We start from the raw sequence: 23,832 nt of genomic DNA on the forward strand, positions 1-23,832 counted from the left end.
CTCATTCTCCGAAGACAAAGAGGACGCCCTGCCCCGGTGCCGGCGGCACGAGGAGACGGTTGTCCCGTTTCTGGAAGGCGATGCCGCGCTCCGTCAGGAGACGCTCGCATTCCGCTGTATTTTCAACCTTGAAGACGACCGCGCGCCCTTTCAGGCCGCGATCCGTGCCGGCAACCGGCGCGATCCCGTAAAATCCCGCAAGGCCGGCATCGTTGAGCACGGTGATGCGCCCGCGCGGCGTATCGACGGACATGCCGAACGACAGGGCCTCGACCTCGCGCTCGTCGGCCGCCTCCTGCACCAGATACTGAAAATCCGTCGGATTCTGCTCCGACAGGACGACCTCGGACAGGGCGGTGACGCCGTTCTCGTGGGCCTCCAGCGCCTTGCGGTCGGCCGGCAGCGGCAGGATGCGCTGCGAGGCGAAGAAGAAGAAATCGGGGCTGCGCAGGTCGGCGGCGAAGGCAAGGCGGAAGCTGCCGGTGGTGCTGGTCCCGTCGGGCAGCAGCATGTCGCGGGAAAATTCCAGCACCTCGCCGCCGGAAAGGCCGGCCTGGGTGTAGCGCTGGTCGTCCTCCCAGGCATCGCCGCTCGCCATGGCAATGCCGGAAAAGCCCTCAAGGCCGCGGCGGAAGCGGAAGGCCTGGTCGCGCGCGACGAAGACGTTGCCACCACGCGCCGCTTCCTCGCATTCCTCGCGGTTAGCGATGCCGAGCGGCTCCAGATAGGCGCCGTCGGCAAGGAAGACGCAACAGTTTTCCGTGCCGAAAGGGTGGCGGGCGTCCCTGGCGACGGTGAAGCCGAGCGCGGTCAGGCGCTCGCGGGCCACCCCGAGGTCGGACACCGGCAGCACCAGATGGTCGATCGGGCGGGGCGTTCTCGAACTCACGGTCATGGCGAAAAATCCGGCGTGTTTCAGGCGCCCCGTGCTTTGCCCGCTTTCGGCGCGCAATGCAAGCGCCAGCACGGCCCGCCGCGCCTTGCGGGAACTTTTCCGCCGTCCGGCCATTGCGGATGCGCCCCTCGGCACAGGAGCCCGCCCATTCCGAGATCCCGCGACATCACCCGCCAGCGCGACCTGCATGAAGCCCGCCCTCTCTGGGCCGGTTCGCCGCGCCTTGCGCTGCGCACGCGGCAAAGGCCGTCACGCGCCAACTACGACGTCGTCATCGTCGGCGCCGGGATTTCCGGGGCGCTGATGGCCTATGCACTGGCGGATGGCCGGCGCGCCATCCTCGTCGTCGACCGGCGTCCCCCCGTGCAGGGCAGCACGCTCGCCAGCACCGCGATGATCCAGCACGAGATCGACCTCCCGCTCTCCAGGCTCTCGGACATGATCGGCGCACCGAAGGCCCGGCGCGCCTGGCAGCGCTCCGCCCGTTCTGTCGAAAGCCTGTCTGAAATCGTCGCCGATCTCGGCCTCTCCTGCGGCTTCGCGCGCAAGCAGACCCTGTTCCTCGCCGGCAAGGCTTATGGCCGCCGGGCCCTGCAGGAGGAGGCCGAGGCGCGCCGCGCCGCCGGCATTGCGGCCGACTATCTCGACGCCGCCACCCTTGCCGAACGCTTTTCGATTGCGCGCACCGGCGCCATCCTCAGCAACGTCTCCGCTGCGGCGAACCCGGCGCAGCTGGCCGCCGGCATCCTGCGTGCAGCGATGACGCGCGGCGTCGAACTCGTCAGCCCGCTCGAAATCACCGATCTGCGCAGCACGGCGGACGCAGCCTTTCTGGCGACGGCCGAGGGGTGGATCGTCTCTGCCCGCCATGCCGTCTTCTGCTCCGGCTACGAATTTCTGAAGGCCGTCGCCGACGAGAACCACGCCATCGTCTCCACCTGGGCGCTCGCCACGCCGCCGGGCACCACACTGCCGGACTGGCTGAAGACCTGCATCGTCTGGGAGGGCGCCAATCCCTATCTCTACCTCCGCCGCACGCGCGACGGACGGCTGATCGTCGGCGGCGAGGACGAGGGCAGCGCCGAGGCCTATGCTTCAACAAAGAAGCTCCGACGGAAGGCAAAAACCATCCACCGCAAGGCGGAAAGCCTGCTCGGCCTCGCCCTGCCGGAGCCCGACCACGTCTGGGCGGCCCCCTTTGGCACCACCCGCACCGGCCTGCCGCTGATCGGCCGCGTGCCGGGCTTGAAAAATGTCTTCGCCGTCATGGGCTTTGGCGGCAATGGCATCACGTTCAGCCAGATCGCCGCCGAGATCGTCTCGTCCGCGATCGCCGGCCATGCCGATGCGGATGCCGACCTCTTCGCCTTCCCAGGCCGCCGGACTTGACGAAGCGCCAGTCCGGCCGGCCGATATTCCCCTTCCGTTGAATGGCTGGAGACGGAAAGGCGGGTTATGCTCGCCGGACATCGATGAAACCGGACTGCCATGCTGCTTGCCATCCTCTCCGATATCCACGCCAACCGCGAAGCCTTCGAAGCCGTGCTCGCCGCCGTCGAGGGCGCGGGGGCCGACCGGCTCGTGCTGCTCGGCGATATCGTCGGCTACGGCGCGGATCCGGAATGGTGCGCGGAACAGGCGATGATGCTTGCCGCAAGCGGCGCCATCGTGCTGCGCGGCAACCATGACGAGGCCGTCGGCAATCCCGCCGTCTCGATGAATCCGACCGCCACCCTCGCCCTCGAATGGACGCGCCGCCAGCTCGGTAGCGAGACCCGCGCCTTCCTCGCCGCCCTGCCCTTCGAGGCGCGCGAGGGCGACTGTCTCTTCGTACATGCCGATGCCAGCGCGCCGTCCGACTGGAACTATGTGCTCGACGCCAGCGATGCCGGCCAGCACCTTTCCGCCTGTGCCGCGCGTGTCAGCTTCTGCGGCCATGTGCACAAGCCGGCGCTCTATTCCACGGCGCCGGGTGGCAAGGTCACGCATTTTCGCCCCGTCGCCGCCACGCCCGTGCCGTTGCTGATGCAACGCCGCTGGCTCGCGGTGATGGGTTCCGTCGGCCAGCCGCGCGACGGCGATGCCGCGGCCGCCTACGCGCTCTACGACACGCAAAGCGCCGAGATTCGCTTCCAGCGCGCCGCCTATGACGTGGAACGGGCGGCGGAGAAGATCCGGGCGGCCGGGTTGCCGGCCTCGCTCGCCGACCGGCTCTTGCGGGGGCGCTGATGGTCAAGGCGCGGCTGAAACCCGGCGATGTCATCGACGGTTTCCTGATCGAGGACATCGCGCACAATGGCGGCATGGCGCGCATCTGGCAGGTGTCGCGGCCCGATATCGACTTCCCGATCCTCATGAAGGTGCCGGTCATCGGCGAAGGCGACGACCCGGCGGCCATTGTCGGCTTCGAGATGGAGCAGATGATCCTGCCGCGCCTCTCCGGCCCGCATGTGCCACGCTTCGTCGCCAATGGCGATTTTTCGACACTGCCCTACATCGTCATGGAGCGCCTGCCCGGCGCCTCGCTCTATCCGCTGCTGGAGCGCCTGCCGCTGCCGCCGGAGGAGGTTGCCGCGCTTGGCGCGAAGATCGCCGTCGCACTCGATTCGCTGCACCGCCAGCACGTCGTGCATCTCGACCTGAAACCTTCCAACGTCATGTTCCGCGAAACCGGCGAGGCCGTGCTGATCGACTACGGCCTTGCCCGCCACATCCACCTGCCCGACCTGATGGACGAGCAGTTCCGCCTGCCCTACGGCACCGCGCCCTATATGGCGCCCGAACAGGTACTCGGCACACGCAGCGATTTTCGCAGCGACCTCTTCGCGCTCGGCGTCCTTCTCTACTTCTTTGCGACCGGCGAGCGTCCCTTCGGCGATCCGCAGCGCCTGAAAGGCCTGAAGCGCCGCCTCTGGCGCGACCCGCTGCCGCCGCGCGCCCGCAATGCCGCCATCCCGCCGGCCTTGCAGGAGGTCATCCTGCGTTGCCTGGAGGTCAACCCCGCCTGGCGCTATCCGAGCGCCGCCCAGCTCGCGCTCGACCTGCAGGACCTGTCCGCCGTCAAGCTGACGGCCCGGGCGGAAAAGATGACGCGCGACCCGTTCGGGATGGTGTTGCGCCGCCGCTTCAATCCGGTGCCCATAGAGACCGTCAGGCCACAGACCGCCGAGGCGCAGCTCGCCAATGCGCCGATCGTCGCGGTGGCGATCGACCTTGCCACCGGCACGCCTGATCTTGCCGACGCCATGCACAGGACCGTCGCGCGCATCATCGAAAACACGCCGGACGCCCGCATCGCCTGCATCAACGTCCTGAAGATCAACCGAATCGCCATCGACACGTCCCTCGACGAGGAGGGCCGCAACAAGCATGTGATGCGTCTCGTCGCATTGCGCACCTGGTCGACGGGCCTTGCCGTCCCCGGCGGCGGCATCACCTTCCACGTGCTGGAGGCCGTCTCGCCGGCCGACGCCATCCTCGATTATGCCCGCGAAAACCACGTCGATCACATCGTGATGGGCGCGCGCGCCGAATCGGCCATGCGCTCCATGCTCGGCAGCGTCTCCGGCGAAGTCGCCGCCCACGCCCCCTGCACCGTCACCGTCGTGCGCAACCGTGCCCGTCCCCGATAGGTCAGGAGCGGAACCGCTTGCGGTACTCGCCCGGCGTCAGCCCGACGATGCGGGCGAAGACTTTCCGGAAGGCGCCGGGATCGTTGTAGCCGACGTCGAGCGCCACGCGGTCGACGGAGCGCGTGGTGAATTGCAGGTGCTCCTGCGCCTTCGCCACTCTCAGGCGCTGGCAATAGTCCGTCGTCGTCAGCCCTGTCGCTCTTCGGAAGCGCCGCAGGAAGGTGCGCTCCTCCAGCCCGGCCTGCGCGGCGAGCAGGTCGAGACCGATCTCGCGCGCCTCGCTTGCCTGCAGGAAATGCTGCACCTTCAGGATCGCCGCATCACCATGCAGCAGGCGCGGCGAGAAGGTGCTGTAGTAGCGCTGCTCGCGGCCCGGCGGATCGATGACGAACTGCCGGGCGATCTCGAGCATGACCGTCGGCCCGAGGAACCGGTCGATGAGTTTCAGCCCGAGATCGACCCAGGCCATCACGCCGCCGGCCGTGACGATGTCGCCGTCGTCGGCAAGCAGCCGGTCGGTATCGACGGTGACGTCGGGAAACCGCCGTTCGAACGTCTCGGCGATCACCCAGTTGGTGGTGATCGTCCGGCCGGCGAGAAGCCCCGTCTCGCCCAGAAGGAAGGCGCCCGCGCAGATCGAGGCGAGCTGGATGCCGCCCGCATGGCATTCGCGCAGCCAGGCGGCAAAGGGCGCCGCCTCCTCGCGCCGGATCGGATCGCCGAGCGCCGGGGGAAGCACGAGGACACAGGGGCGCGACCCGTCGCCGCTCCCTGCCTGCGCGTCCACCCGCACCGGTTTGCCGTCTTCCAGCCGCCAATGGCTGACGGTGAGCACAGGCCCTGCCCGCCCCTTCTTGCGGCCGAGCTCCATCGCCGACTGGAAGAGGTCGGTCATGCCGAGCACGGCGGCCATCTGCACGCCGGGATAGAGAACCAGTCCGATCTCGGCGTCACGCACCATGTCACTTTCACCCCGGATTATGTCGGTCCCGCCAATGGCGAGAGATGGCAGGCCGGGGGCAGAATGTCCACCTCATCCATCGCCTGCAAAAAGGAACCGCCATGAGCAAACGCGCCATCATCATCGTCGACCTCCAGAAGGACTATCTTTCCTCCGGCAGCTTCGCGCTGACGGGCATCGATGCCGCCGCCGCCAATGCCGCGCGCGTCGTCGAGGCGGGGCGCGGCAAGGGTGACCGGATCATCCATGTCCACCACATCGCGAAGGACGCCGCCTCGCCGCTCTTCGCCCCGGGCACGGACGGCATCCAGCCGATCCCGGCCGTCGCGCCGCGGCAGGACGACACGGTCATCGTCAAGAACTATCCGAACTCCTTCCGGGAGACGGCGCTGCACCAGACCCTGCGGGACGGCGGCATCGAGGATGTGGTGGTCGTCGGCGCGATGAGCGACGTCTGCATCGACGCGACGGCGCGCGCCGCCGCCGATCTCGGCTACAACCTCACCGTCGTGCACGACGCCTGCGCCACGCGCGACAAGGCCTTCGGTGATTCGGTCGTCCCGGCTCCCCAGGTGCATGCCACCATCATGTCGGCGCTGGAGTTCGGCTACGGCAAGGTCACCACGACCGCCGATTTCCTGTCGTAACCCCCGGCAACCGCCGTCCTCGTCCCGGGCAAGAAGGTTATCGCACAGGGAAGGAAGCCGTTGCCACATCTCCCTTCTCCCCACGGGGGAGAAGGGAAGAATGACAATGCCGCATACGGTCCGGCCCAGGCCGGGGCGGTCTGTGGAGCGGCGGGCACGGCGCCGCTGGAGCCATCGCACCGCCCGTCATTCCCCTGTCATGTGACGATGGTGTCTCTTCGCGCGTGAATGCACCCCGGCGGCCGCATCCTGATCCGGCGCCCAGCGGAGTACGCGTGAATGGATACGGCTCAGGCCCTGGCCCTTGCCTCGGGCGCCCTCGTCGCCACCAACCTCTTCAGCATCCTCATCGCCGGCAAACGGCTGAAACCGACAGGCGCACTGCCGCCCGGGATCGACGAAAAACCGCCCGTCTCCATCGTCGTTCCCGTGCGTGGGATCGAGAACTTCTCCACGGAGACGCTGGACCGCGCCTTCCGCCTCACCTGGCCGGACTACGAGCTGCTGTTCTGCGTCGCCCATGGCAGCGATCCCGTCGTGCCGCTGATAGAGGCCGCCGCCGCGGCCCATCCGCATGTCGCCGCGCGCGTCCTCGTCGGCGACGATCGCGTCAGCGCCAATCCAAAACTCAACAACTGCGTCAAGGGCTGGCAGGCGGCGCGGCACGACTGGGTGGTGCTCGCCGATTCGAACGTCCTGATGCCGCCCGACTACATCCAGCACCTGATGGGCGGCTGGCGCAGCGATTCGGGCCTCGTCTGCTCGACGCCGCTCGGCTCGCGGCCGGAAGGGTTCTGGGCCGAGGTGGAATGCATGTTCCTCAACACCCAGCAGGCGCGCTGGCAATATGCCGGCGAGGCGCTCGGCCTCGGCTTTGCGCAGGGCAAGAGCATGCTGTGGTACAAGCCGATGCTCGATGCCAATGGCGGCATCCAGGCGCTGAACGCCGAGATCGCCGAGGACGCCGCCTCGACCAAGCTCGTCAGCCGGCTTGGCCTCAAGGTGCACCTCGTCTCCTCGCCCTTCGAGCAGCCGCTGGGGCGGCGCAGCGGACACGAGGTCTGGTCGCGCCAGTGCCGCTGGTCGCGCCTGCGCCGGGTCACCTTCCCCGCCTTCTTCAGCCCGGAAATCCTGCTCGGCGCCGTCCCGCCGCTGCTTCTCGCGCTTGCCGCGGTGCTCGTCGGCGGCGCGCCGCTGCTGCCCGCCATGTCGCTCGTGCTCGTCGGTCTCTATTTGCCGGAGGCTGCCCTTGCGCTTTCCAAGGGCTGGCGGCTGTCGCGCTGGTCCGTGCCGGCGATGATGGTGCGCGACGTCATGATGCCGGCCATCTGGGTGCGCGCCTGGATCAGCGGCGCCATCGACTGGCGCGGCAACACGATGACAATCGGCACGACGGCCTGCGAGCTGAAGGAAGCGCCAGCGGGGCCGTGAGCGACCCTCAGCCCTTGATCCGCAGCCCCTCGAGCAGCGTCCGGAACCCCTTGACCGCACGCTTCGAGGTTTCTTCCGGATCGTCCGACTTGGCGATCCACAGCGCGGCATGGCTGCTCGCCCCGTTGATCAGCCGGGCGGCGGCCTCCGTGTCTATGTCCGCCATCACCCCGTCGGCCTTCAGTCGCTCGATGCTGCGGCTGAGGGCGGCGATGCAGCCGTTGTTGGTCGGCCATTGCGAGATGTCGCCGAGCACCGCCGGTCCGTCGCGGAACATGATGCGCTGGATTTCCGGCTCCAGCGCCATCTCGATATAGGCGACGCATTCCTCGACGAAGCCCTGCCAGCGGTTCGGCGCCTCGGCCGAGATCCGGTTGAGCCGGACCGACATTTCCGCATCGACCTGCTGGACCACCGCCTGCAGAAGTCCCTTCTTGTCACCGAAATGGTGGTAGAGTGCGCCGCGTGTCAGACCCGCCCCCGCGGTGAAGTCGTCCATCGACGCAGCGGCGTAGCCCACCGTGCCGAACGCCTGGCGGCCGGCGGCGATCAGCTTTGCCCTTGTTTCGGCGATCATTTCCTCACGCGGCTTGCGCATGGCGTCTCCTCATTCACATACGCCGCGTATTTTATTTGACATACGCGTCGTATGCAACTATCTCTTCAACATACGCCGCGTATGTAAATATCGGAACCGCCCATTCCCAGGAGCAGGCCATGTCCAACCCCTACAAAGAAATTTTCAGCGTGCCGGGAACCAAGACGTTCTCCGCCGCCGGCTTCCTCGCCCGCCTTCCCATCGCCATGGCGCCGATCGGCATCGTCGCCATGCTCTCGCAGACCCATGGCGAATACTGGCTTGCCGGCGCCGTCTCCGCCACCTTCGCGCTCACCAACGCGCTCATCGCGCCGCAGGTCTCCCGCCTCGTCGACCGCTTCGGCCAGGCCGCGGTGCTGACGCCCGCGACCATCGTCTCCGTCCTCGCCTTTCTCGTGCTGATAGCCGCCACGCACCAGGGCTGGCCGGTCTGGACGCTCTTTGCCTCCGCCTTCCTGGCCGCCACCATGCCCAGCATGCCGGCCATGCTGCGCGCCCGCTGGACCGAGATCTTTCGCGACAGGCCCGAGCTCAACACCGCCTTCGCCTTCGAATCGGCGGCCGACGAGCTGGTCTACATCGCCGGCGCGTCGCTCTCCGTCGGCCTTGCCGTCGCCCTCTTCCCCGAGGCCGGCATGCTGATCAGCACCGCCTTTCTCGCCGTCGGCACGCTCGCCTTCGTCCTGCAGCGCGCCACCGAGCCCGCCATACGCCATGTCGCCGGCAGCCCCCCGCAAAAATCGGCGATCCGCCTGCGCGCCGTCCAGGTCATCACGCTCGCCCTCGTCTTCGTCGGCTCGACCTTCGCGACCGCCGAGGTCAGCGCCGTCGCCATCACCAAGGAACTCGGCCAGCCGAATGCCGCCAGCCTTGTCATCGGCGTCTATGCCATCGGCTCCTTCGTCGTCGGCCTCGTGCTCGGTGCCCTGAACCCGAAGATGGCGCTGCAGAAGCAGCTGATGATCGCCGTCGCCGTGCTGGCGCTCACAGCCTTGCCGCTGCCCTTCGCCGATACGGTGCCGCTGCTCGCCTTGGCTGTCTTCGTCAGCGGTGTCGCCATCTCGCCCACCTTCATCACCGCCTTCGGCCTCATCGAGCGTCGCGTGCCGGCCGCCATGCTGACGGAGGGCATCACCTGGGTCACGACCGGCATCGGCATCGGCATGGCGCTGGGCGCGTTCGTCGCCGGCTGGGCGGTGGACAATTTCGGTGCCCAGAACGGCTTCTGGGTCTCCGTCGCCGCCAGCATCAGTGCGGCAATCACCGTCGGGATCGGCCAGCGGATCCTCGCCGGCGAGGATCCCGACGACGGGATCGACGCCCTCGTCCAGGCGGCCGAATGACAAAAAGCCCGGCAGAAATGCCGGGCTTTTTTCATAGTGTTGGAAGCCTGCCTCTCCCGTCGTCACCCTCGGACTTGAGCGGACCGGGAAGGAGAGGCTTGCATGCTGCCTAGACGAGGCGGCTCTGCTCCAAGGCCGCCTCCACGAAGCTCGCGAAGAGCGGGTGCGGATCGAGCGGCCGGCTCTTCAGCTCCGGATGGTACTGCACACCGATGAACCACGGATGGTCCGGATACTCCACCGTCTCCGGCAGCACGCCATCCGGCGACATGCCGGAGAAGACAAGGCCGCAGCCTTCGAGCCGGTCCTTGTAGTCGACATTCACCTCGTAGCGGTGGCGGTGGCGCTCGGAAATCTCCGTCGAACCGTAGATATCGGCGATCTTCGTGCCGCCCTTCAGCGCCGCGCGATAGGCGCCGAGGCGCATCGTGCCGCCGAGATCGCCGGAAGCCGACCGCTTCTCCAGCTCGTTGCCCTTCACCCATTCCGTCATCAGGCCGACGACGGGTTCAGCCGTCTTGCCGAATTCCGTGGACGAGGCCTTTTCGAGACCGGCGAGATTGCGTGCCGCTTCCACGACCGCCATCTGCATGCCGAAGCAGATGCCGAAATAGGGCACCTTGCGCTCGCGGGCAAAACGCGCCGCATTGATCTTGCCTTCCGATCCGCGCTCGCCGAAACCGCCGGGAACGAGGATGCCGTGCACCTTCTCGAGATACGGCGCCGGATCCTCCTTCTCGAAGACCTCCGACTCGATCCATTCGAGCTTCACCTTGACGTGGTTGGCGATGCCGCCGTGATACAGCGCCTCGATCAGCGACTTGTAGGCGTCCTTGAGGCCGGTATACTTGCCGACGATGGCGATCGTCACCTCGCCCTCGGGCGTCTTGATGCGATCGGAGACGTTCTGCCAGGCTTCGAGCCGCGGCTTGGGCGCCGGCTCGATGCCGAAGGCGGCAAGCACTTCGTCGTCCAGGCCTTCCTTGTGGTAGGCAAGCGGCACGTCGTAAATCGACGCGACGTCGAGCGCCTGGATGACGGCAGTCGCACGAACGTTGCAGAACAGCGAGAGCTTCTTGCGCTCGGCTTCCGGAATTTCGCGGTCGGCGCGCACCAGAAGGATATCCGGATGGATGCCCATCGCCTGCAATTCCTTGACGGAGTGCTGCGTCGGCTTGGTCTTGAGCTCGCCGGCTGCCGGAATATAGGGCATCAGCGTCAGGTGGACATAGACGGCCGTGCCGCGCGGCAGGTCGTTGCCGAGCTGGCGGATCGCCTCCATGAAAGGCATGGCCTCGATGTCGCCCACCGTGCCGCCGATCTCGCAGATCACGAAGTCGTAGTCGTCATTGCCTTCGGTAACGAAATTCTTGATCTCGTTGGTCACGTGCGGAATGACCTGCACGGTCGCGCCGAGATAATCGCCGCGGCGTTCCTTGTCGATGATGTTCTTGTAGATGCGACCGGTGGTGATGTTGTCGGTCTTGGTGGCCGAGCGACCGGTAAAGCGCTCGTAGTGGCCGAGGTCGAGGTCGGTTTCCGCGCCGTCGTCGGTGACGAACACCTCGCCGTGCTGGGTCGGGCTCATCGTGCCCGGGTCAACGTTGAGATAGGGGTCGAGCTTGCGCAGGCGAACGCGGTAACCGCGGGCCTGCAGGAGAGCTCCGAGTGCAGCGGCGGCAATGCCTTTTCCGAGGGAGGAAACCACGCCGCCTGTGATGAATACATATCGCGCCATGGGAGTCACCGGATACCTTTTCAAAATCGATTCCGCCACCGAAAAATCACCTTGGGCGTGATTTCGGAAGGCGCAATCGGCGTTTTACACAAGAAGAAGGCCGGTTGGATTTCGCCAACCGGCCGGTTTGTTTTCAGTCCTTGCGGCTTACTGGCCGCTCGGGACGCCGGAGTTCTGCTCCGTGCCCGTTGCAGCGCCCGTGCCGGTGCCCGTCGTGGACGTGTTGCCGGTGCCGGTTGCTGCGCCGCCTTCGGTCGGAACGGCATCGGTGCCGGTCGTCGCGGGCGTCTGGTTGGTCGTGTTGTTGTTCTGGGTGCCCTCGCCCTGCGATGCGCCGCCGAGCGCGTCGAGAACGCCGCCCGTGCCCGTGGTGCCGGGGATACGGTCGAGAATGTCCGTCGGCTGCGTCTCGTAGCGGGCGAGGATGCCCATGCCGAGCGCCAGGACGAAGAACAGCGTGGCAAGGATCGCCGTGGTGCGCGTCAGGGCATTGGCCGTGCCGCGCGCCGACATGAAGCCGGAGCCGCCACCGATGCCGAGGCCGCCGCCTTCAGACCGCTGAATCAGCACGACGCCGATCAGCGCGACGACGACCATGAGATAGATGACGAGCAAGATGGTCTGCATGTTTTCGGTATCCCGGCCAGATGGCCCAAATGTCAGGTTTGCGGCTCAATATACCAAGCCGCGCACCATTCCAAGCCCTAGGTGTCGATCCGTCTGCCCTTTTCGGGCCGACGGAAGGGATCAGGCGGTCAGCGCTTCATATGCGCGGTAGATGGCGAGGAAATCGTCGGATTTCAAGCTCGCCCCGCCGATCAGCGCGCCGTCGACATTGGCGACGCCCATCAGTTCCTGTGCATTGCCCGGCTTCACCGAGCCGCCATAGAGGATGCGCATCTTGGTGCCCTCGCCGGCAAAACGGCCGGCCAGCTCCGCGCGCATGAAGGCGTGCGCTTCCTCGACGTCACCGGCCGTCGGCGTCAGGCCGGTGCCGATCGCCCAGACGGGCTCATAGGCGATCACGGTGTTTTCTGCCGTTGCGCCATCCGGCACGGAGGCTGCAAGCTGCGTCTTCAGCACGTCGAGTGTCTTGCCCGCCTTGCGCTCGTCGCCGGTCTCGCCGATGCAGATGATCGCGACGAGGTCGTTCGCATAGGCGATCTCCGCCTTGGCACGCACCAAAGCGTCGCTTTCCTTGTGGTCGGTGCGGCGCTCGGAATGGCCGACGATGACATGGGTGCCGAAGCAGTCGGCGATCATTTCCGCCGAGACGTCGCCGGTATGGGCGCCGGAGGCCTTTTCGTGGCAGTCCTGCGCGCCGATCATCAGCGGACTGTCGTCGCAGAGCGCCGTCGCGACATAGAGCAGCGTCGCCGGCGGGCAGATCAGCGTCTCGACCTTGTCGGAAAGCGGCCCCTTCACGCCTTCGGCCATCGCCTTGATCTGGTCGAGCGATGCGCGCGTGCCGTTCATCTTCCAGTTCCCGGCAACGAGCGGGGTTACATCCGGTGTCATGAGACCTCCCTGTCCTTGAAATTCGTGTGGTTTGCGGCGTAGCAAATCGGCGCCTATTGCGCAAACAACCAGTTGAGCGTCTCGCGCCAGTCGGTCATGCGCACGGGCGTGCCGTGGCCACCGGTCTGGAACAGCACGAAGCGCGCCGGCACACCGGCCTTGCGCAGCCGGCGGAACACCGCGATCTGGTCGTTTGCGGCATAGACGCTGTCGCTGTCGCCATGGGTGAAGAACACCGGCAGCTTCGCCTTGAAGGCCGGCGTCTTGCCGTAGTCGCCGTCCGCCGCCCCGCCCATCAGCACCATGCCGGCAAGGCTTTTCACCGCCGCCGGATCGCGCGCCACGCGGGCGCAGATGAAGCTGCCCATCGAGGCGCAGGCGAGGATGACCGGGGCATCCGGCGAAAGCGCCTTGGCCGTCAGGATGAGGCCGGAGATGCGCGCGGCGCCCTTGTCGTCGAAGGAGGGAACGCTCGGGGCGTAATAGACCCCGCCATTCTGCAGGGCGAGGTTCTTCAGCCGGTTGAAATTGCCGCCGAAATTCCAGTCGTTGTTGCCGAGCCGCCGGTCGCCGCCGCGGCCGTGGATGAAGATGACCGTGAAGGCCGCGCCCTCCCCCTTGCCGGTCATCGCGACGTCGATCGGCCCGGCCGGCGTGTCGATCGTCACATTCTTCTGCCCCTTCTTCACCGCGGTCGAGACATAGGCCGCCTTCACCCGGCGCTCCGGCACCTGGTCACGACCGTTGATGTCGCGCAGTTCCTGGTAGTCGACGACCGTGAGCGCCCCGTCGTCGCTCGTCTCCACAACGGTGCCGTAGCCGAACAGGTCGTCTTTCCAGGGCTTCAGGCTCAGCGCCGCCGCCTCGCCGGCCATCGAGCAGGCAAGGGCCGCGGCCCAAAACAGCCGGGAAAGGCAATGAACTGTGGACTGACGCATGAACTGTGGCTCCCTGGAGGCTGCGATACTTGCCATCCGCCCGCCCGCAACGCAATCCTCCGCCAGCGGTTGGCGCGGCTTGGCGCATCCTTGAGGCCGGTCAGACCATCCGGCATCGCACGAATGCGGCCGAAGGCGGACGGGGCGGCACGCCGTCCCGGCATCGCGAAAGCCCACGGAATCTGGCAGAGTCGCAAGTGATTCGCTAAACGACATTTTTTGCGCCAGACCCCGGTCCGTCACGGACCGGCGGGGAAACTGGCAAACGGAACAAAATCTGAACGGCCCATGCAAGACGACAGCAACGACCTCTTCGCCAACATGCCCTCCCAGCCCGCCACGCCGCCGGTCGAAAAGCCCGCTGTGGCGGCCGCCCCTGCCCGCGAGGCGCGCCCTGCCCCGCCGAGCGAAGGCACCGGCGGCTACGACGCCTCGGCGATCCGCGTGCTGGAAGGTCTCGAACCGGTCCGCATGCGCCCCGGCATGTATATCGGCGGCACGGACGAGAAGGCGCTGCACCACCTCTTCGCCGAAGTCATCGACAACTCGATGGACGAGGCCGTCGCCGGCCACGCCAATTTCATCGAGGTCAATCTCGATGCCGAAGGCTACCTGTCCGTCACCGACAACGGCCGCGGCATCCCGGTCGAGAACCATCCCCAGATGCCGGGCAAGTCGACGCTGGAGGTCATCCTCACGGTCCTGCATGCCGGCGGCAAGTTCGACGGCAAGGCCTACGAGACCTCGGGTGGCCTGCACGGCGTCGGCGTCTCGGTCGTCAACGCCCTCTCCGACCATCTCGAGGTCGAGGTCGCCCGCAACAAGAAGCTCTACCGCCAGCGCTTTTCGCGCGGCAAGCCGGTCGGCGGCCTGGAGGAGCTCGGCGACGTGCACAACCGCCGCGGCACCAAGGTGCGCTTCCATCCGGACCCGGAAATTTTTGGCGCGCACGCCCATTTCGATCCGGCCCGCGTCTTCCGCATGGCCCGGTCCAAGGCCTATCTCTTCGGCGGCGTCGAGATCCGCTGGAGCTGCGACCCGTCGCTGCTGCCCGAGGGTTCGGAAACCCCGGAAAAGGCGGTCTTCCACTTCCCCGGAGGCCTCAAGGACTATCTCCAGGCGACGCTCGGCAAGGACTACACCGTCACCCGCGAGATCTTTGCGGGCAAGAGCGAGAAATCGGGCGGCCACGGCTCGCTGGAATGGGCCGTCACCTGGTACGGCGGCGATTCGCTGATCCACTCCTACTGCAACACGATTCCGACGGCCGACGGCGGCACGCACGAGGCGGGCCTGCGCATCGCGCTCACCAAGGGCCTGAAGAATTATGCCGAGCTGACGCAGAACAAGCGTGCCGCCGCCATCACCACCGACGACGTGATGATCTCGGCCGTCGGCATGCTCTCCGTCTTCATCCGCGAGCCGGAATTCGTCGGCCAGACGAAGGACAAGCTTGCCAGCGTTGAAGCCCAGCGCATCGTAGAGAACGCGCTGCGCGACCCCTTCGACCACTATCTCGCCGACAATCCGGGCGAAGCCGCAAAGCTGCTCGACTGGGTGATCGAGCGTGCCGAAGAGCGCCTGCGCCGCCGCAAGGAAAAGGAAGTCAGCCGCAAGACCGCCGTGCGCAAGCTGCGCCTGCCGGGAAAGCTGGCCGACTGCTCGCAGAATTCCGCCGAAGGCGCCGAACTCTTCATCGTCGAAGGCGATTCGGCCGGCGGCTCGGCCAAGCAGGCGCGCAACCGTGCCAACCAGGCGATCCTCCCGCTCCGCGGCAAGATCCTCAACGTCGCCAGCGCCGGCCGTGAAAAACTCGGCGCCAACCAGCAGATCTCCGACCTGGTGCAGGCGCTCGGCTGCGGCACGCGTTCGAAATACCGCGAGGACGACCTGCGCTATGAGCGCGTCATCGTGATGACCGACGCCGACGTCGACGGTGCGCACATCGCCTCGCTGCTCATCACCTTCTTCTATCAGGAAATGCCCGACCTCATCCGTGGCGGCCATCTCTATCTCGCCGTGCCGCCGCTTTACCGCCTCAGCCAAGGCGGCAAGACGCTCTATGCCCGTGACGACCCGCATCGCGAGGAACTGATGCGCACCGTGTTCAACGGCCGCGGCAAGGTGGAGATCGGCCGCTTCAAGGGCCTCGGCGAGATGCTGCCGGCGCAGCTCAAGGAAACCACGATGGATCCGTCGAAGCGCACGCTTTTGAAAGTGGCGATCGACGACGTCGATTTCGAGGGCACCCGCACCGCCGTGGACGACCTGATGGGCACCAAGCCGGAAGCCCGCTTCCGCTTCATCCAGGAACGGGCCGTCTTCGCCGACAATCTCGACATCTGAGGTTGCGGCGCCATATTTTCGCGGCAATGCGTTCCTCTAACCGTCAGGAACAAACCCGGAAAGGACGGCCATGAAAGCTGCGCTCATCGTCATGACGATCATGGGCTGCGACGACAGCGCGACCCAGTGCCACTATATCGACACGGTCGGCAAGAGCTGGCAGACCGTGGCGCTGTGCGATGCGCAGGCCGAAACCTTTATCAACCGCCACCAGGACAAGAACTATCCGGTCATCGTGGCGGTTTGCGAAAGTTCCGGCGACCGGATCACCGCCGATGCCGCCGAACCGTCCCCCGACGAGATGCCGGCCGCGACCACGGCCGAGGTTCCCTTGCCCGCCCAGACCGCCGAGGCCAAGCAGGGCCTTGCCACCCGCGCCCTGAACTTCGTGAAGCAGGCCATTCCCGACAAGGCCGCCCTGAAGACCGCCGTCACCACCCCGGTGCGTTATGCCGAGGATGGTTACTCCTGGGTGGTCAAGCGCTTCGCCGATTAGAGCGATTCCAGCAAAAATGTCAGGAAAATTTTCGTCTTTAACTGTGTAAAAACAATCAGTTACAACACTTCCCAGTTCAGGGAACTGCGGAAATACGCCGGGGATTTTTCGAATACCGCCCTGGCCTAAGCCGCTTCGCGTGCGGCGATGAGGGCGTAGCTGCGCGCCGTCTGGCGCTGCTCGGCGATGGCCAGCCGCTCGACGAGTTCCAGCATGGACTGGCAGGCGGCATCGTCCGCCGCGCGGGCTCGGGAGAGCAGGCGTTCGGAAACCGACGGCCCGTCGTCCTCGCCCTTCGCCTCGCGCCGCCAGAGCATCGTCGCCTCTGCAAAGAGTGCGCTGACGTCCCGGCCGAGGCCGGCGGTCTCGTAGAGGGCACGCACTGCCGCCTCGCGGCCGTCGGAAAGGATGGAGCGGACGCGCCGCTCCGCCTGGCCGGAGAGATCGGTGATGGCGGCAGCAAAGAACTCGACTCGCCCCGTGCAGAGCGCGTGCATCAGGAAGACCGGCGTCAGCCGGCCGGTCAGGCGCAGGTGCTCGACAAGTGCTGGCATCTCGGCAGCCGGGACCTCGCCGGCCATGCCGATCGTCGCGACATCGCAGGCCTCGCGCGTGATGCGCTCGACACGGCTCGTGCCGACCGCCGCCTGGATGAGCCCGAAACCGGCCAGCGCCGTGCCGATCTTCTCCACCAGCGCATGGCGCGCATCGCTCGGCAGGTCGTCGCGGTCGAGCAGCAAGGCACGGATTTCCGCATCGTCGCCGAGGCGGTCCACGATGCGCGTCAGGCTGCGCCGGGAGAGCACGGCGCCCTCGTTCTCCAGCAGCGCCAGCACGTCGGCCCCATCGCCGATTTCCGCCAGCGCCGCCGAAACGGCGCGCGAGACGAAAGCGCGATGGGCGATCAGCATACGCGTCGTCGCGCTGCCCTTGGCAGCGAGATCGACAAGGTCGCCATCCGTCAGAACCGACGAACGCAGGATGATATGGGCGGCGATTTCCGGCTGGTCTTCCGCCAGCGGCAGGATGACGGCGCGCGGCGCCTCCTCGCAGTCGGCAAGCGCTTCCGCGAGGGCCAGCCGTACCTTCGGCGCTGGATCGTCAAGCAGGAAGATCATCGCCATCTCCGCGCCGTGGCGGTCATCCGCCGAAATGCGCGCCCGTGCGTAAGCCCGCGCCAACACGCTGGCCGCCTTGGCCCGGTCGGCTGCCCGTGCGGTCTCGACCCAACGGAGAAAAGCATGAACGATCAATGGACGCCCCAAACGCCTGCAAAACGCTACTGGAAGCACGCTAGCGCCAAAGTGTTTAAGATTGGTTCACCATACCCGTTAACCGGTTCGTCATTGCCATTCCCAGGCGCAAAGCCCTATGAAAAGACATGGTACCGCTGCCCCATGCTCTTTTCGAAGCGACCGAAACGCCCTTCCCCCCTCCCAAAGGGTGCGGCGTACTGGTGCGCGCCGGCGACTCACAGACAAAAGGCAACATCGTCATCGTCGATACGACGATCGATCTCGCAACCCTCCGCTACATCATCGGTAGCGGCGCTGCCGCCATCGCCCTCGCCGGCTGGCGAACCGGCGCCGACCTCCAGCGCCTCGCCGCCCTCCTGTCCGTCGCAGAAGCCGAGGAAGGCCGGGGGGACGGCACCACCCCCGTCCTGGCGATCACCGACGGCATTCTGCCCGCCCCCGTCTCGTGCGAGGGCGTTGCGGGCAAAACCATACGGCTTGCCGCCCTGGTTTGGGACCAGCGCGCGCTGAAGCGCACCCTCGGCGCAGCCCGCGCCTTCACCGCATCAGACGAATGGATCGCCCCCTTCGCCGCAGCCCGCGCCGCAACCCTCCTCACCGCCGCTGTCGCCGGCGTTCCTGCCTTTGATTCGTTTCCGGATCTGACGGGAGCAGCACTGGAACGGGCCTGCGAACACTCACGAGACGAGGGCTTCTTCGGTGGTTTCGCGGTCGATACGGCGCAAGTTGCGCCGATCGGGACGATTTACGGCCGCAACCGCTGAGGCTCAGGCCTCACCCCACCTTGGGCCGCATCATGGCAAAGACATCCGCTCCGCCGTCGCTATAATCCATATAGCCCATGCGGGCGAGCGGGCGCGCGGCGGCCATGTCGATCATGCCGTCGCGCAGGATTTCCGGGCTGATATGGATGCCGACCACTTGGCCGAACACCACCCAGTTGTCCGTCTCCCGCCCATCGGTATCGACAGGGCGGAAGGACTGCGTCATCCGGCATTCCAGCGCTGCATGGGCCTCGCCGACATAGGGCGCATCGACAAGGCGGCCGGTGACGGGCGTAAGGCCGGCGAGCGCGAATTCGTCGACGCCTCGCGGCACGGCCGCAGAGCTGGCATTCATCGCTTCGGCGAGATGCCGGCCGGCCAGCGAGCAGGTGAAGACGCCGGTTTCCTCGATGTTGCGCACGCTGTCCTTGTGGCCGCTCGAGGAGAACATCAGCAGCTTCGGCCTGTCGCTCACCGCGTTGAAGAACGAATAGGGCGCCAGGTTGCGCCGCCCGTCCGCCGCCTTGGTGCCGATCCAGCCGATCGGGCGCGGCGCGACGATCGCCTTGAACGGATCGTGCTTCAGGCCGTGGGCGTTTTCCGCCGTCTCGTAGAACAGCGCGTCAGGCGTCATCGCCGACCCATGTGACGATCTCGTCGAGCTCCGGCCGCGGCCGCTCGGTCGGCGGCACGGTGGGCGTGCCGATATGGATGAAGCCGGCGACCTTCTCGCCCTCGCCGAGGCCGAGGATCGGATAGGCGCGTTCGTCGAAGGCGTACCACTCGGTCAGCCAGTTGGAGGCAAAGCCGTAGGCATTCGCCGCCATGACGAGGTTGAGGCAGACGGCGCCGGCCGACATCACCTGCTCCCATTCCGGGATCTTGAAATGCGGCGCGGCGCGGCTGACGACGGCGACCACCACCGGCGCGCGGCTGAGCCGTGTGTTCTCCACCTTGACCATCTCCTCGGAAAGGTCCGGCTTGTCCTCCATCGCGATCCTGGCAAGCGCCTCGCTTATGCGCCAGCGCTCCGCGCCGCGATAGACGATGAAGCGCCAGGGGGCGAGCTTTCCGTGATCCGGCACGCGCGAGGCGAGCGTCAGCATCGCCTCCAGCTCCCCCTTCGAGGGGCCCGGCTCGCTCATCTGGAAGGCGGGGATAGACCGGCGGGTCGAAAGATAATCGATCAGCTTGATTTCGGTTTTCATCGGGAGGGAGTTCCAATACCTTGGCGCGCGACGCGGCCTTGAAAATGCCATTAGCCGGGTCTCCAAGTGGAGCCTTACAGTCAGGAAGTCAACCGTCCCCATGCGCATGCCCCTCCCTCCCGCCCTTGTCGCGAGCCTTGCCGTGGCCGGCCTTGTCCTGTCGCTCGCCCCGGCCCGCGCGCAGGAGGCGCTGGACAGCTTTTCGCAGGTCACCACGCCCATGAAGGGCGGCAAGCTCACCTCGTTCAACCCGATCGTGACGGGCGAGGCGACGCCGGCGAACCTTCGGGACGTAACCTGCGAGGCGCTTCTGACCCGGGACGGCAGCCCCATGCAGCACGGGCTGACCTGGCGCGTCTTCTCGCCGATCCCCGGCGCCGACGGCAAACTGCCGCTGCTCGCCACCTCCGAGGGCGGCTCGGCCGCCTTCCAGCTGGTGCCGGGCGAATATTTCGTCAACGTCGCCTTCGGCCGCGCCGGAGCCACCAAGAAGCTGGTCGTTCCCGATACGGGCGATGTCGACAAGCAGGTCATGGTGCTCGATGCCGGCGGCATCATGCTGAACGCCGTTTCCGGTTCGGACGTGCGCATTCCCCCGAAAGAGCTCAGCTTCTCGATCTTCGCCGCCGAGGTGCGCGAGGACGGCGAGCGCAACCTCGTCGTTGCCGAGGTGAAGCCGAATTCCGTCGTGCGCCTCAATGCCGGCACCTATCACGTCGTTTCCGACTACGGCACGGTCAACGCCGTCATCCGCGCCGACATCCAGGTCGAGGCCGGCAAGCTGACGCGCGCCACCATCCAGCACCGCGCCGCAAAGCTTACGCTGAAACTCGTCTCCGAGCCCGGCGGCGAGGCGATCGCCGATACGGCCTGGTCGATCCTGACCTCCTCGGGCGACACGGTCAGCGAAAGCGTCGGCGCGTTCCCGACGCTCGTCCTTGCCGAAGGCAGCTACATCGCCGTCGCCCGCAACAAGAACCGCATCTACCAGCGCGATTTCGCGGTGAAAGCCGGCGTCAACACGGATGTGGAAGTGCTGCTCGACGAGAACGCCAACGAGCAGAAGGCGGCGGCGGAAGACGTCGTGGACTAACCAGCGCGCCGCAAGAACGGCTTCTGCCGCGGCGCCATCGCGAACACGGCCTCATAGAGCCGCGCGGTAATGTTCTTCCGGTCGCCCGCATCCAGCTCCGCCCAGGCAATGACGCCGCCGATGCGCGCGGCGATCGTCGAGCCTGACAGCTTGCGGAACTCGCGGATCAGCAGCGACAGGCGCAGCGTCAGCGACACCTTGCTGACGAGGTGGAAGAGCCGCCCGTTCTGCCCTTCGAAATAGACGGGGATGACATTCGCCTTGGCCGACTGGATCAGCTTGGCCGGAAACATCTTCCACGGCAGGTCCTCCGCCCGCCCGAACACCTTCTTTGCCGTCGCAACACCCCCCGCCGGGAACACGATGACCGTCGTGCCCTCCTTCAGGAGCCGCACCGCCTCCGAACGCGTCTTCATGTTGAGTGCCAGCGCCTCCTTCGTCTCCTCGAAGGAGACCGGCAGCGCATAGGGCTGCATTTCCGGCACTTTCAGGAGGTCGTTGTGGATCATCACCTTGAACGGCCGGCCGAGCTGTTCGGCAAGCGCCAGCACGGCAATGCCGTCGCCGATGCCGAAGGGATGGTTGGCGACGATGACGACCGGCCCCTCGGGCAGGTCCGGCGGCGGCCAGGAGCCCTCGACGCGCAGCCCGACATTGATGAGGTCGAGCATGTCGCCGAACACCCGCGCGCTCTGCCCGACGATGGAGCTGCGCCAGATGTCGTAGAGCCGGGCGTAGCGGTTACGACCGGCAAGACCTTCCATGGAGCGGATGAACCATCGTTTGAGGCGCGGATCGTTTTCGTTGGCGTAGGACAGTTCCTTGAACCGCACGGCAGTCCCCAAAAAGATAATCCCGCACCTGATAGCACGGGATTATTGCAGTTTTCCGACAATCGCCGGGAAGGCTCACGCCTTGCCGAGCTTGCGCTTGACGTCCGGCGGGGTCGCCTCCAGTGACAGCATCGCGATCGCCTCGTCGAGCGACATCGCCGTCTGGTTCTGCGAACCGAGGCGGCGGATGTTGACGGAGCGCTCCTCCGCCTCGCGCTTGCCGCAGACGATGATGACCGGCACCTTGGTCACCGAATGCTCGCGGACCTTGTAGTTGATCTTCTCGTTGCGGAAGTCGGTCTCGACGACCAGGCCGGCATCCCGCAGCTTTTCGGCCACCTCGCGGCCATAGTCGTCCGCCTCCGAGGTGATGGTCGCCACCACCACCTGCATCGGCGCGATCCACAGCGGCATGTGCCCGGCAAAGTTCTCGATGAGAATGCCGAGGAAGCGCTCCATCGAGCCGCAGATGGCGCGGTGGATCATCACCGGCTGCGTCTTGTCGGAGTTCTGGTCGATATAGAAGGCGCCAAAGCGTTCCGGCAGGTTGAAGTCGACCTGCGTCGTGCCGCATTGCCATTCGCGGCCGATGGCGTCCTTCAGCGTATATTCGAACTTCGGCCCGTAGAACGCGCCCTCGCCCGGCAGGATGCCGGTCTTGATGCGCCCGCCGGACTGCGCCTCGATGGTCTTCAACACGTCCATCATGACGCTTTCCGCCCGGTCCCACAGCGCATCGGAGCCGACGCGCTTTTCCGGCCGGGTCGAGAGCTTCACCACGACCTCGTCGAACCCGAAATCCTTGTAAACCGAGAGGATGAGGTCGTTGATGCGCAGGCACTCCGCCGCCATCTGCTCGTCGGTGCAGAAGACGTGCGCATCGTCCTGCGTGAAGCCGCGCACGCGCATCAGCCCGTGCAGCGCGCCCGAGGGCTCATAGCGATGCACATTGCCGAATTCTGCAAGCCGCACAGGCAGTTCGCGGTAGGACTTCAAGCCATGCTTGAAGATCTGCACATGCCCCGGGCAGTTCATCGGCTTCAGCGCGAAGACGCGCTCGTCGTCGGTCTCGTCGCCGGCAACGGTCACCTTGAACATGTTGTCGCGATACCAGCCCCAGTGGCCGGAGGTTTCCCAGAGCGACTTGTCGAGCACCTGCGGCGCGTTCACCTCTTCATAGGTGCCGGCAAGACGGCGGCGCATATAAGCGACGAGCGTCTGGAACATGCGCCAGCCCTTGCCGTGCCAGAACACGACGCCCGGCCCTTCCTCCTGGAAATGGAACAGGTCCATTTCGCGGCCGAGCCGGCGATGGTCGCGCTTCTCGGCCTCGGCAAGGATGTTGAGATAGGTGTCGAGCTCCTCCTGCGTGCGCCAGGCGGTGCCGTAGATGCGCGTCAGCATCGGGTTGTTGCTGTCGCCGCGCCAATAGGCGCCCGCGACCTTCATCAGCTTGAAGGCCGTGCCGATCTGGCCGGTCGCGGCCATGTGCGGCCCGCGACACAGGTCGAACCAGTCGCCCTGGTAGTAGATTTTCAGGTCCTGCCCCTCGGGGATCGCATCGACCAGCTCGACCTTGTATTTTTCGCCCTTGGAAGCAAAAACCTCCTTCGCCTTGTCGCGCGACCATACTTCCCGGGTGAAGGGCTTGTTGCGCTGGATGATCTCCTTCATGCGCTTTTCGATCTTGGGCAGATCGTCGGGCGTAAAGGGCTCGTCCTTGGCGAAATCGTAATAGAAGCCGTTGTCGATGACCGGCCCGATCGTCACCTGCGTGCCCGGCCAAAGCTCCTGCACGGCCTCCGCCATCACATGGGCGGCGTCGTGGCGGATCAGCTCCAGCGCGCGGTCGTCCTCGCGGGTGACGATCTCGATCCGGCCGTTGACAACGGTCTCGGAGAGATCGCGCAGCTCGCCATCGAGCGCAATGGCAATCGCCTTCTTGGCCAACGACTTGGAAATCGCCTCGGCCACATCACGCCCGGTCGAGCCCGCGGGATAGTCGCGGACGGAGCCATCAGGAAATGTGAGGGAAACGGGTGCAGACATCAAAAAATCTCCTATCCAGTCCCGCCAACGAATGCGGGTGGTATGCGAGGGAAGTGGCCGGATACGCCGGCGCGTTGCGGTGGGCG

The 23,832-nt window shown here is 66.3% G+C and carries 22 protein-coding genes; 10 read left to right on the top strand and 12 right to left on the bottom strand.

All coding sequences use genetic code 11. The annotated features are described in order from the left end of the window. Position 1: 1 nt before the first annotated feature. The gene (locus tag EXZ48_RS11600; protein WP_130516029.1) at positions 2-895 is read right to left on the bottom strand and encodes a VOC family protein; all 894 of its coding nucleotides are present in this window, start codon (positions 893-895) and stop codon (positions 2-4) included. A 147-nt stretch (positions 896-1,042) separates the two neighbouring features. Here EXZ48_RS11600 and EXZ48_RS11605 point away from each other — a divergent pair, with 147 nt between their 5' ends. The 3 genes from EXZ48_RS11605 (at position 1,043) to EXZ48_RS11615 (ending at position 4,527) form a co-directional block, all read left to right on the top strand. Beyond that, positions 1,043-2,284 carry an FAD-binding oxidoreductase gene (locus EXZ48_RS11605; RefSeq protein WP_130516221.1) on the top strand — a complete coding sequence of 414 codons (1,242 nt, stop codon included), beginning with the start codon at positions 1,043-1,045 and terminating at the stop codon, positions 2,282-2,284. Positions 2,285-2,383: 99 nt separating this feature from the next. After that, a complete protein-coding gene (locus EXZ48_RS11610; protein ID WP_130516031.1) occupies positions 2,384-3,124 on the top strand; it encodes a metallophosphoesterase in 741 nt (246 codons plus the stop codon). Further along, the gene (locus EXZ48_RS11615) at positions 3,124-4,527 is read left to right on the top strand and encodes a bifunctional serine/threonine-protein kinase/universal stress protein (RefSeq protein ID WP_130516033.1); all 1,404 of its coding nucleotides are present in this window, start codon (positions 3,124-3,126) and stop codon (positions 4,525-4,527) included. Before EXZ48_RS11610 ends, EXZ48_RS11615 begins: the two co-directional genes overlap by 1 nt. Position 4,528: 1 nt before the next feature. Here the strand turns inward: EXZ48_RS11615 and EXZ48_RS11620 are convergent, their stop codons facing one another. Continuing rightward, positions 4,529-5,488 carry a GlxA family transcriptional regulator gene (locus EXZ48_RS11620; RefSeq protein WP_130516035.1) on the bottom strand — a complete coding sequence of 320 codons (960 nt, stop codon included), beginning with the start codon at positions 5,486-5,488 and terminating at the stop codon, positions 4,529-4,531. 101 nt (positions 5,489-5,589) lie between these two features. Between EXZ48_RS11620 and EXZ48_RS11625 the strand changes: the two genes are divergently transcribed. After that, a complete protein-coding gene (locus tag EXZ48_RS11625) occupies positions 5,590-6,135 on the top strand; it encodes a cysteine hydrolase family protein (protein WP_050743904.1) in 546 nt (181 codons plus the stop codon). 279 nt (positions 6,136-6,414) lie between these two features. Next, the gene (locus tag EXZ48_RS11630) at positions 6,415-7,566 is read left to right on the top strand and encodes a ceramide glucosyltransferase (RefSeq protein WP_130516037.1); all 1,152 of its coding nucleotides are present in this window, start codon (positions 6,415-6,417) and stop codon (positions 7,564-7,566) included. A gap of 7 nt (positions 7,567-7,573) precedes the next feature. On the opposite strand, the gene EXZ48_RS11635 is transcribed toward EXZ48_RS11630, so the two are convergent. Next, entirely contained in the window at positions 7,574-8,164 is a 591-nt protein-coding gene (locus tag EXZ48_RS11635; protein WP_130516039.1) for a TetR/AcrR family transcriptional regulator, read from the bottom strand. 119 nt (positions 8,165-8,283) lie between these two features. On the opposite strand from EXZ48_RS11635, the gene EXZ48_RS11640 reads away from it, so the two are divergent. Next, positions 8,284-9,507, top strand: a complete 1,224-nt coding sequence (locus EXZ48_RS11640; protein WP_130516041.1) for an MFS transporter — start codon at positions 8,284-8,286, stop codon at positions 9,505-9,507. 109 nt (positions 9,508-9,616) lie between these two features. On the opposite strand, the gene EXZ48_RS11645 is transcribed toward EXZ48_RS11640, so the two are convergent. The 4 genes from EXZ48_RS11645 to EXZ48_RS11660 all read right to left on the bottom strand — a co-directional run bounded on the left by EXZ48_RS11645 (position 9,617) and on the right by EXZ48_RS11660 (position 13,701). After that, positions 9,617-11,245, bottom strand: coding sequence for a CTP synthase (locus tag EXZ48_RS11645; RefSeq protein WP_037407662.1), 1,629 nt, complete (start codon positions 11,243-11,245; stop codon positions 9,617-9,619). Between the two features lie 147 nt (positions 11,246-11,392). Then, positions 11,393-11,872, bottom strand: a complete 480-nt coding sequence (gene secG / locus EXZ48_RS11650) for a preprotein translocase subunit SecG (RefSeq protein WP_023514369.1) — start codon at positions 11,870-11,872, stop codon at positions 11,393-11,395. 120 nt (positions 11,873-11,992) lie between these two features. Next, entirely contained in the window at positions 11,993-12,763 is a 771-nt protein-coding gene (gene tpiA / locus EXZ48_RS11655) for a triose-phosphate isomerase (protein ID WP_023514370.1), read from the bottom strand. A gap of 53 nt (positions 12,764-12,816) precedes the next feature. After that, a complete protein-coding gene (locus tag EXZ48_RS11660; protein ID WP_130516043.1) occupies positions 12,817-13,701 on the bottom strand; it encodes an alpha/beta hydrolase in 885 nt (294 codons plus the stop codon). A gap of 288 nt (positions 13,702-13,989) precedes the next feature. Between EXZ48_RS11660 and parE the strand changes: the two genes are divergently transcribed. Continuing rightward, complete coding sequence (gene parE, locus EXZ48_RS11665) at positions 13,990-16,047, top strand: DNA topoisomerase IV subunit B (protein ID WP_130516045.1); 2,058 nt, start codon at positions 13,990-13,992, stop codon at positions 16,045-16,047. Positions 16,048-16,117: 70 nt separating this feature from the next. Further along, positions 16,118-16,543 (top strand): hypothetical protein, encoded by a 426-nt coding sequence (locus EXZ48_RS11670; RefSeq protein ID WP_050743900.1) that lies wholly within the window; start codon positions 16,118-16,120, stop codon positions 16,541-16,543. A gap of 125 nt (positions 16,544-16,668) precedes the next feature. On the opposite strand, the gene EXZ48_RS11675 is transcribed toward EXZ48_RS11670, so the two are convergent. Beyond that, positions 16,669-17,796 (bottom strand): DUF2336 domain-containing protein, encoded by a 1,128-nt coding sequence (locus EXZ48_RS11675; protein WP_130516047.1) that lies wholly within the window; start codon positions 17,794-17,796, stop codon positions 16,669-16,671. 128 nt (positions 17,797-17,924) lie between these two features. Here EXZ48_RS11675 and EXZ48_RS11680 point away from each other — a divergent pair, with 128 nt between their 5' ends. Further along, entirely contained in the window at positions 17,925-18,563 is a 639-nt protein-coding gene (locus EXZ48_RS11680; RefSeq protein WP_130516049.1) for a hypothetical protein, read from the top strand. A 10-nt stretch (positions 18,564-18,573) separates the two neighbouring features. Here the strand turns inward: EXZ48_RS11680 and EXZ48_RS11685 are convergent, their stop codons facing one another. Together EXZ48_RS11685 and EXZ48_RS11690 are read right to left on the bottom strand one after the other, a co-directional pair. Further along, a complete protein-coding gene (locus EXZ48_RS11685) occupies positions 18,574-19,182 on the bottom strand; it encodes a flavin reductase family protein (protein ID WP_130516223.1) in 609 nt (202 codons plus the stop codon). A 4-nt stretch (positions 19,183-19,186) separates the two neighbouring features. Next, positions 19,187-19,771, bottom strand: coding sequence for a nitroreductase (locus EXZ48_RS11690; protein WP_130516051.1), 585 nt, complete (start codon positions 19,769-19,771; stop codon positions 19,187-19,189). Positions 19,772-19,871: 100 nt separating this feature from the next. Here EXZ48_RS11690 and EXZ48_RS11695 point away from each other — a divergent pair, with 100 nt between their 5' ends. Further along, a complete protein-coding gene (locus EXZ48_RS11695; RefSeq protein WP_050743896.1) occupies positions 19,872-20,864 on the top strand; it encodes a hypothetical protein in 993 nt (330 codons plus the stop codon). Here the strand turns inward: EXZ48_RS11695 and EXZ48_RS11700 are convergent. Next, positions 20,861-21,697, bottom strand: a complete 837-nt coding sequence (locus EXZ48_RS11700) for a lysophospholipid acyltransferase family protein (RefSeq protein ID WP_130516053.1) — start codon at positions 21,695-21,697, stop codon at positions 20,861-20,863. The two genes, EXZ48_RS11695 and EXZ48_RS11700, sit on opposite strands and share 4 nt — an antisense overlap. A 75-nt stretch (positions 21,698-21,772) precedes the next feature. Further along, on the bottom strand, positions 21,773-23,746 hold the full coding sequence (gene thrS / locus EXZ48_RS11705) for a threonine--tRNA ligase (protein WP_130516055.1): 1,974 nt from the start codon (positions 23,744-23,746) through the stop codon (positions 21,773-21,775). Between the last annotated feature and the right edge of the window lie 86 nt (positions 23,747-23,832).

Origin of the sequence: Shinella sp. JR1-6 (assembly GCF_004284735.1) — a bacterium.
GTDB lineage: Bacteria > Pseudomonadota > Alphaproteobacteria > Rhizobiales > Rhizobiaceae > Shinella.

What these genes read in the sequence shown, in the direction of transcription:
- EXZ48_RS11600 (WP_130516029.1), bottom strand. Translation starts at nt 895, where the DNA reads ATGACCGTGAGTTCGAGAACGCCCCGCCCGATCGACCATCTGGTGCTG.
- EXZ48_RS11610 (WP_130516031.1), top strand. Translation starts at nt 2,384, where the DNA reads ATGCTGCTTGCCATCCTCTCCGATATCCACGCCAACCGCGAAGCCTTC.
- EXZ48_RS11615 (WP_130516033.1), top strand. Translation starts at nt 3,124, where the DNA reads ATGGTCAAGGCGCGGCTGAAACCCGGCGATGTCATCGACGGTTTCCTG.
- EXZ48_RS11620 (WP_130516035.1), bottom strand. Translation starts at nt 5,488, where the DNA reads ATGGTGCGTGACGCCGAGATCGGACTGGTTCTCTATCCCGGCGTGCAG.
- EXZ48_RS11625 (WP_050743904.1), top strand. Translation starts at nt 5,590, where the DNA reads ATGAGCAAACGCGCCATCATCATCGTCGACCTCCAGAAGGACTATCTT.
- EXZ48_RS11630 (WP_130516037.1), top strand. Translation starts at nt 6,415, where the DNA reads ATGGATACGGCTCAGGCCCTGGCCCTTGCCTCGGGCGCCCTCGTCGCC.
- EXZ48_RS11635 (WP_130516039.1), bottom strand. Translation starts at nt 8,164, where the DNA reads ATGCGCAAGCCGCGTGAGGAAATGATCGCCGAAACAAGGGCAAAGCTG.
- EXZ48_RS11640 (WP_130516041.1), top strand. Translation starts at nt 8,284, where the DNA reads ATGTCCAACCCCTACAAAGAAATTTTCAGCGTGCCGGGAACCAAGACG.
- EXZ48_RS11645 (WP_037407662.1), bottom strand. Translation starts at nt 11,245, where the DNA reads ATGGCGCGATATGTATTCATCACAGGCGGCGTGGTTTCCTCCCTCGGA.
- secG (WP_023514369.1), bottom strand. Translation starts at nt 11,872, where the DNA reads ATGCAGACCATCTTGCTCGTCATCTATCTCATGGTCGTCGTCGCGCTG.
- tpiA (WP_023514370.1), bottom strand. Translation starts at nt 12,763, where the DNA reads ATGACACCGGATGTAACCCCGCTCGTTGCCGGGAACTGGAAGATGAAC.
- EXZ48_RS11660 (WP_130516043.1), bottom strand. Translation starts at nt 13,701, where the DNA reads ATGCGTCAGTCCACAGTTCATTGCCTTTCCCGGCTGTTTTGGGCCGCG.
- parE (WP_130516045.1), top strand. Translation starts at nt 13,990, where the DNA reads ATGCAAGACGACAGCAACGACCTCTTCGCCAACATGCCCTCCCAGCCC.
- EXZ48_RS11670 (WP_050743900.1), top strand. Translation starts at nt 16,118, where the DNA reads ATGAAAGCTGCGCTCATCGTCATGACGATCATGGGCTGCGACGACAGC.
- EXZ48_RS11680 (WP_130516049.1), top strand. Translation starts at nt 17,925, where the DNA reads ATGGTACCGCTGCCCCATGCTCTTTTCGAAGCGACCGAAACGCCCTTC.
- EXZ48_RS11690 (WP_130516051.1), bottom strand. Translation starts at nt 19,771, where the DNA reads ATGAAAACCGAAATCAAGCTGATCGATTATCTTTCGACCCGCCGGTCT.
- EXZ48_RS11695 (WP_050743896.1), top strand. Translation starts at nt 19,872, where the DNA reads ATGCGCATGCCCCTCCCTCCCGCCCTTGTCGCGAGCCTTGCCGTGGCC.
- thrS (WP_130516055.1), bottom strand. Translation starts at nt 23,746, where the DNA reads ATGTCTGCACCCGTTTCCCTCACATTTCCTGATGGCTCCGTCCGCGAC.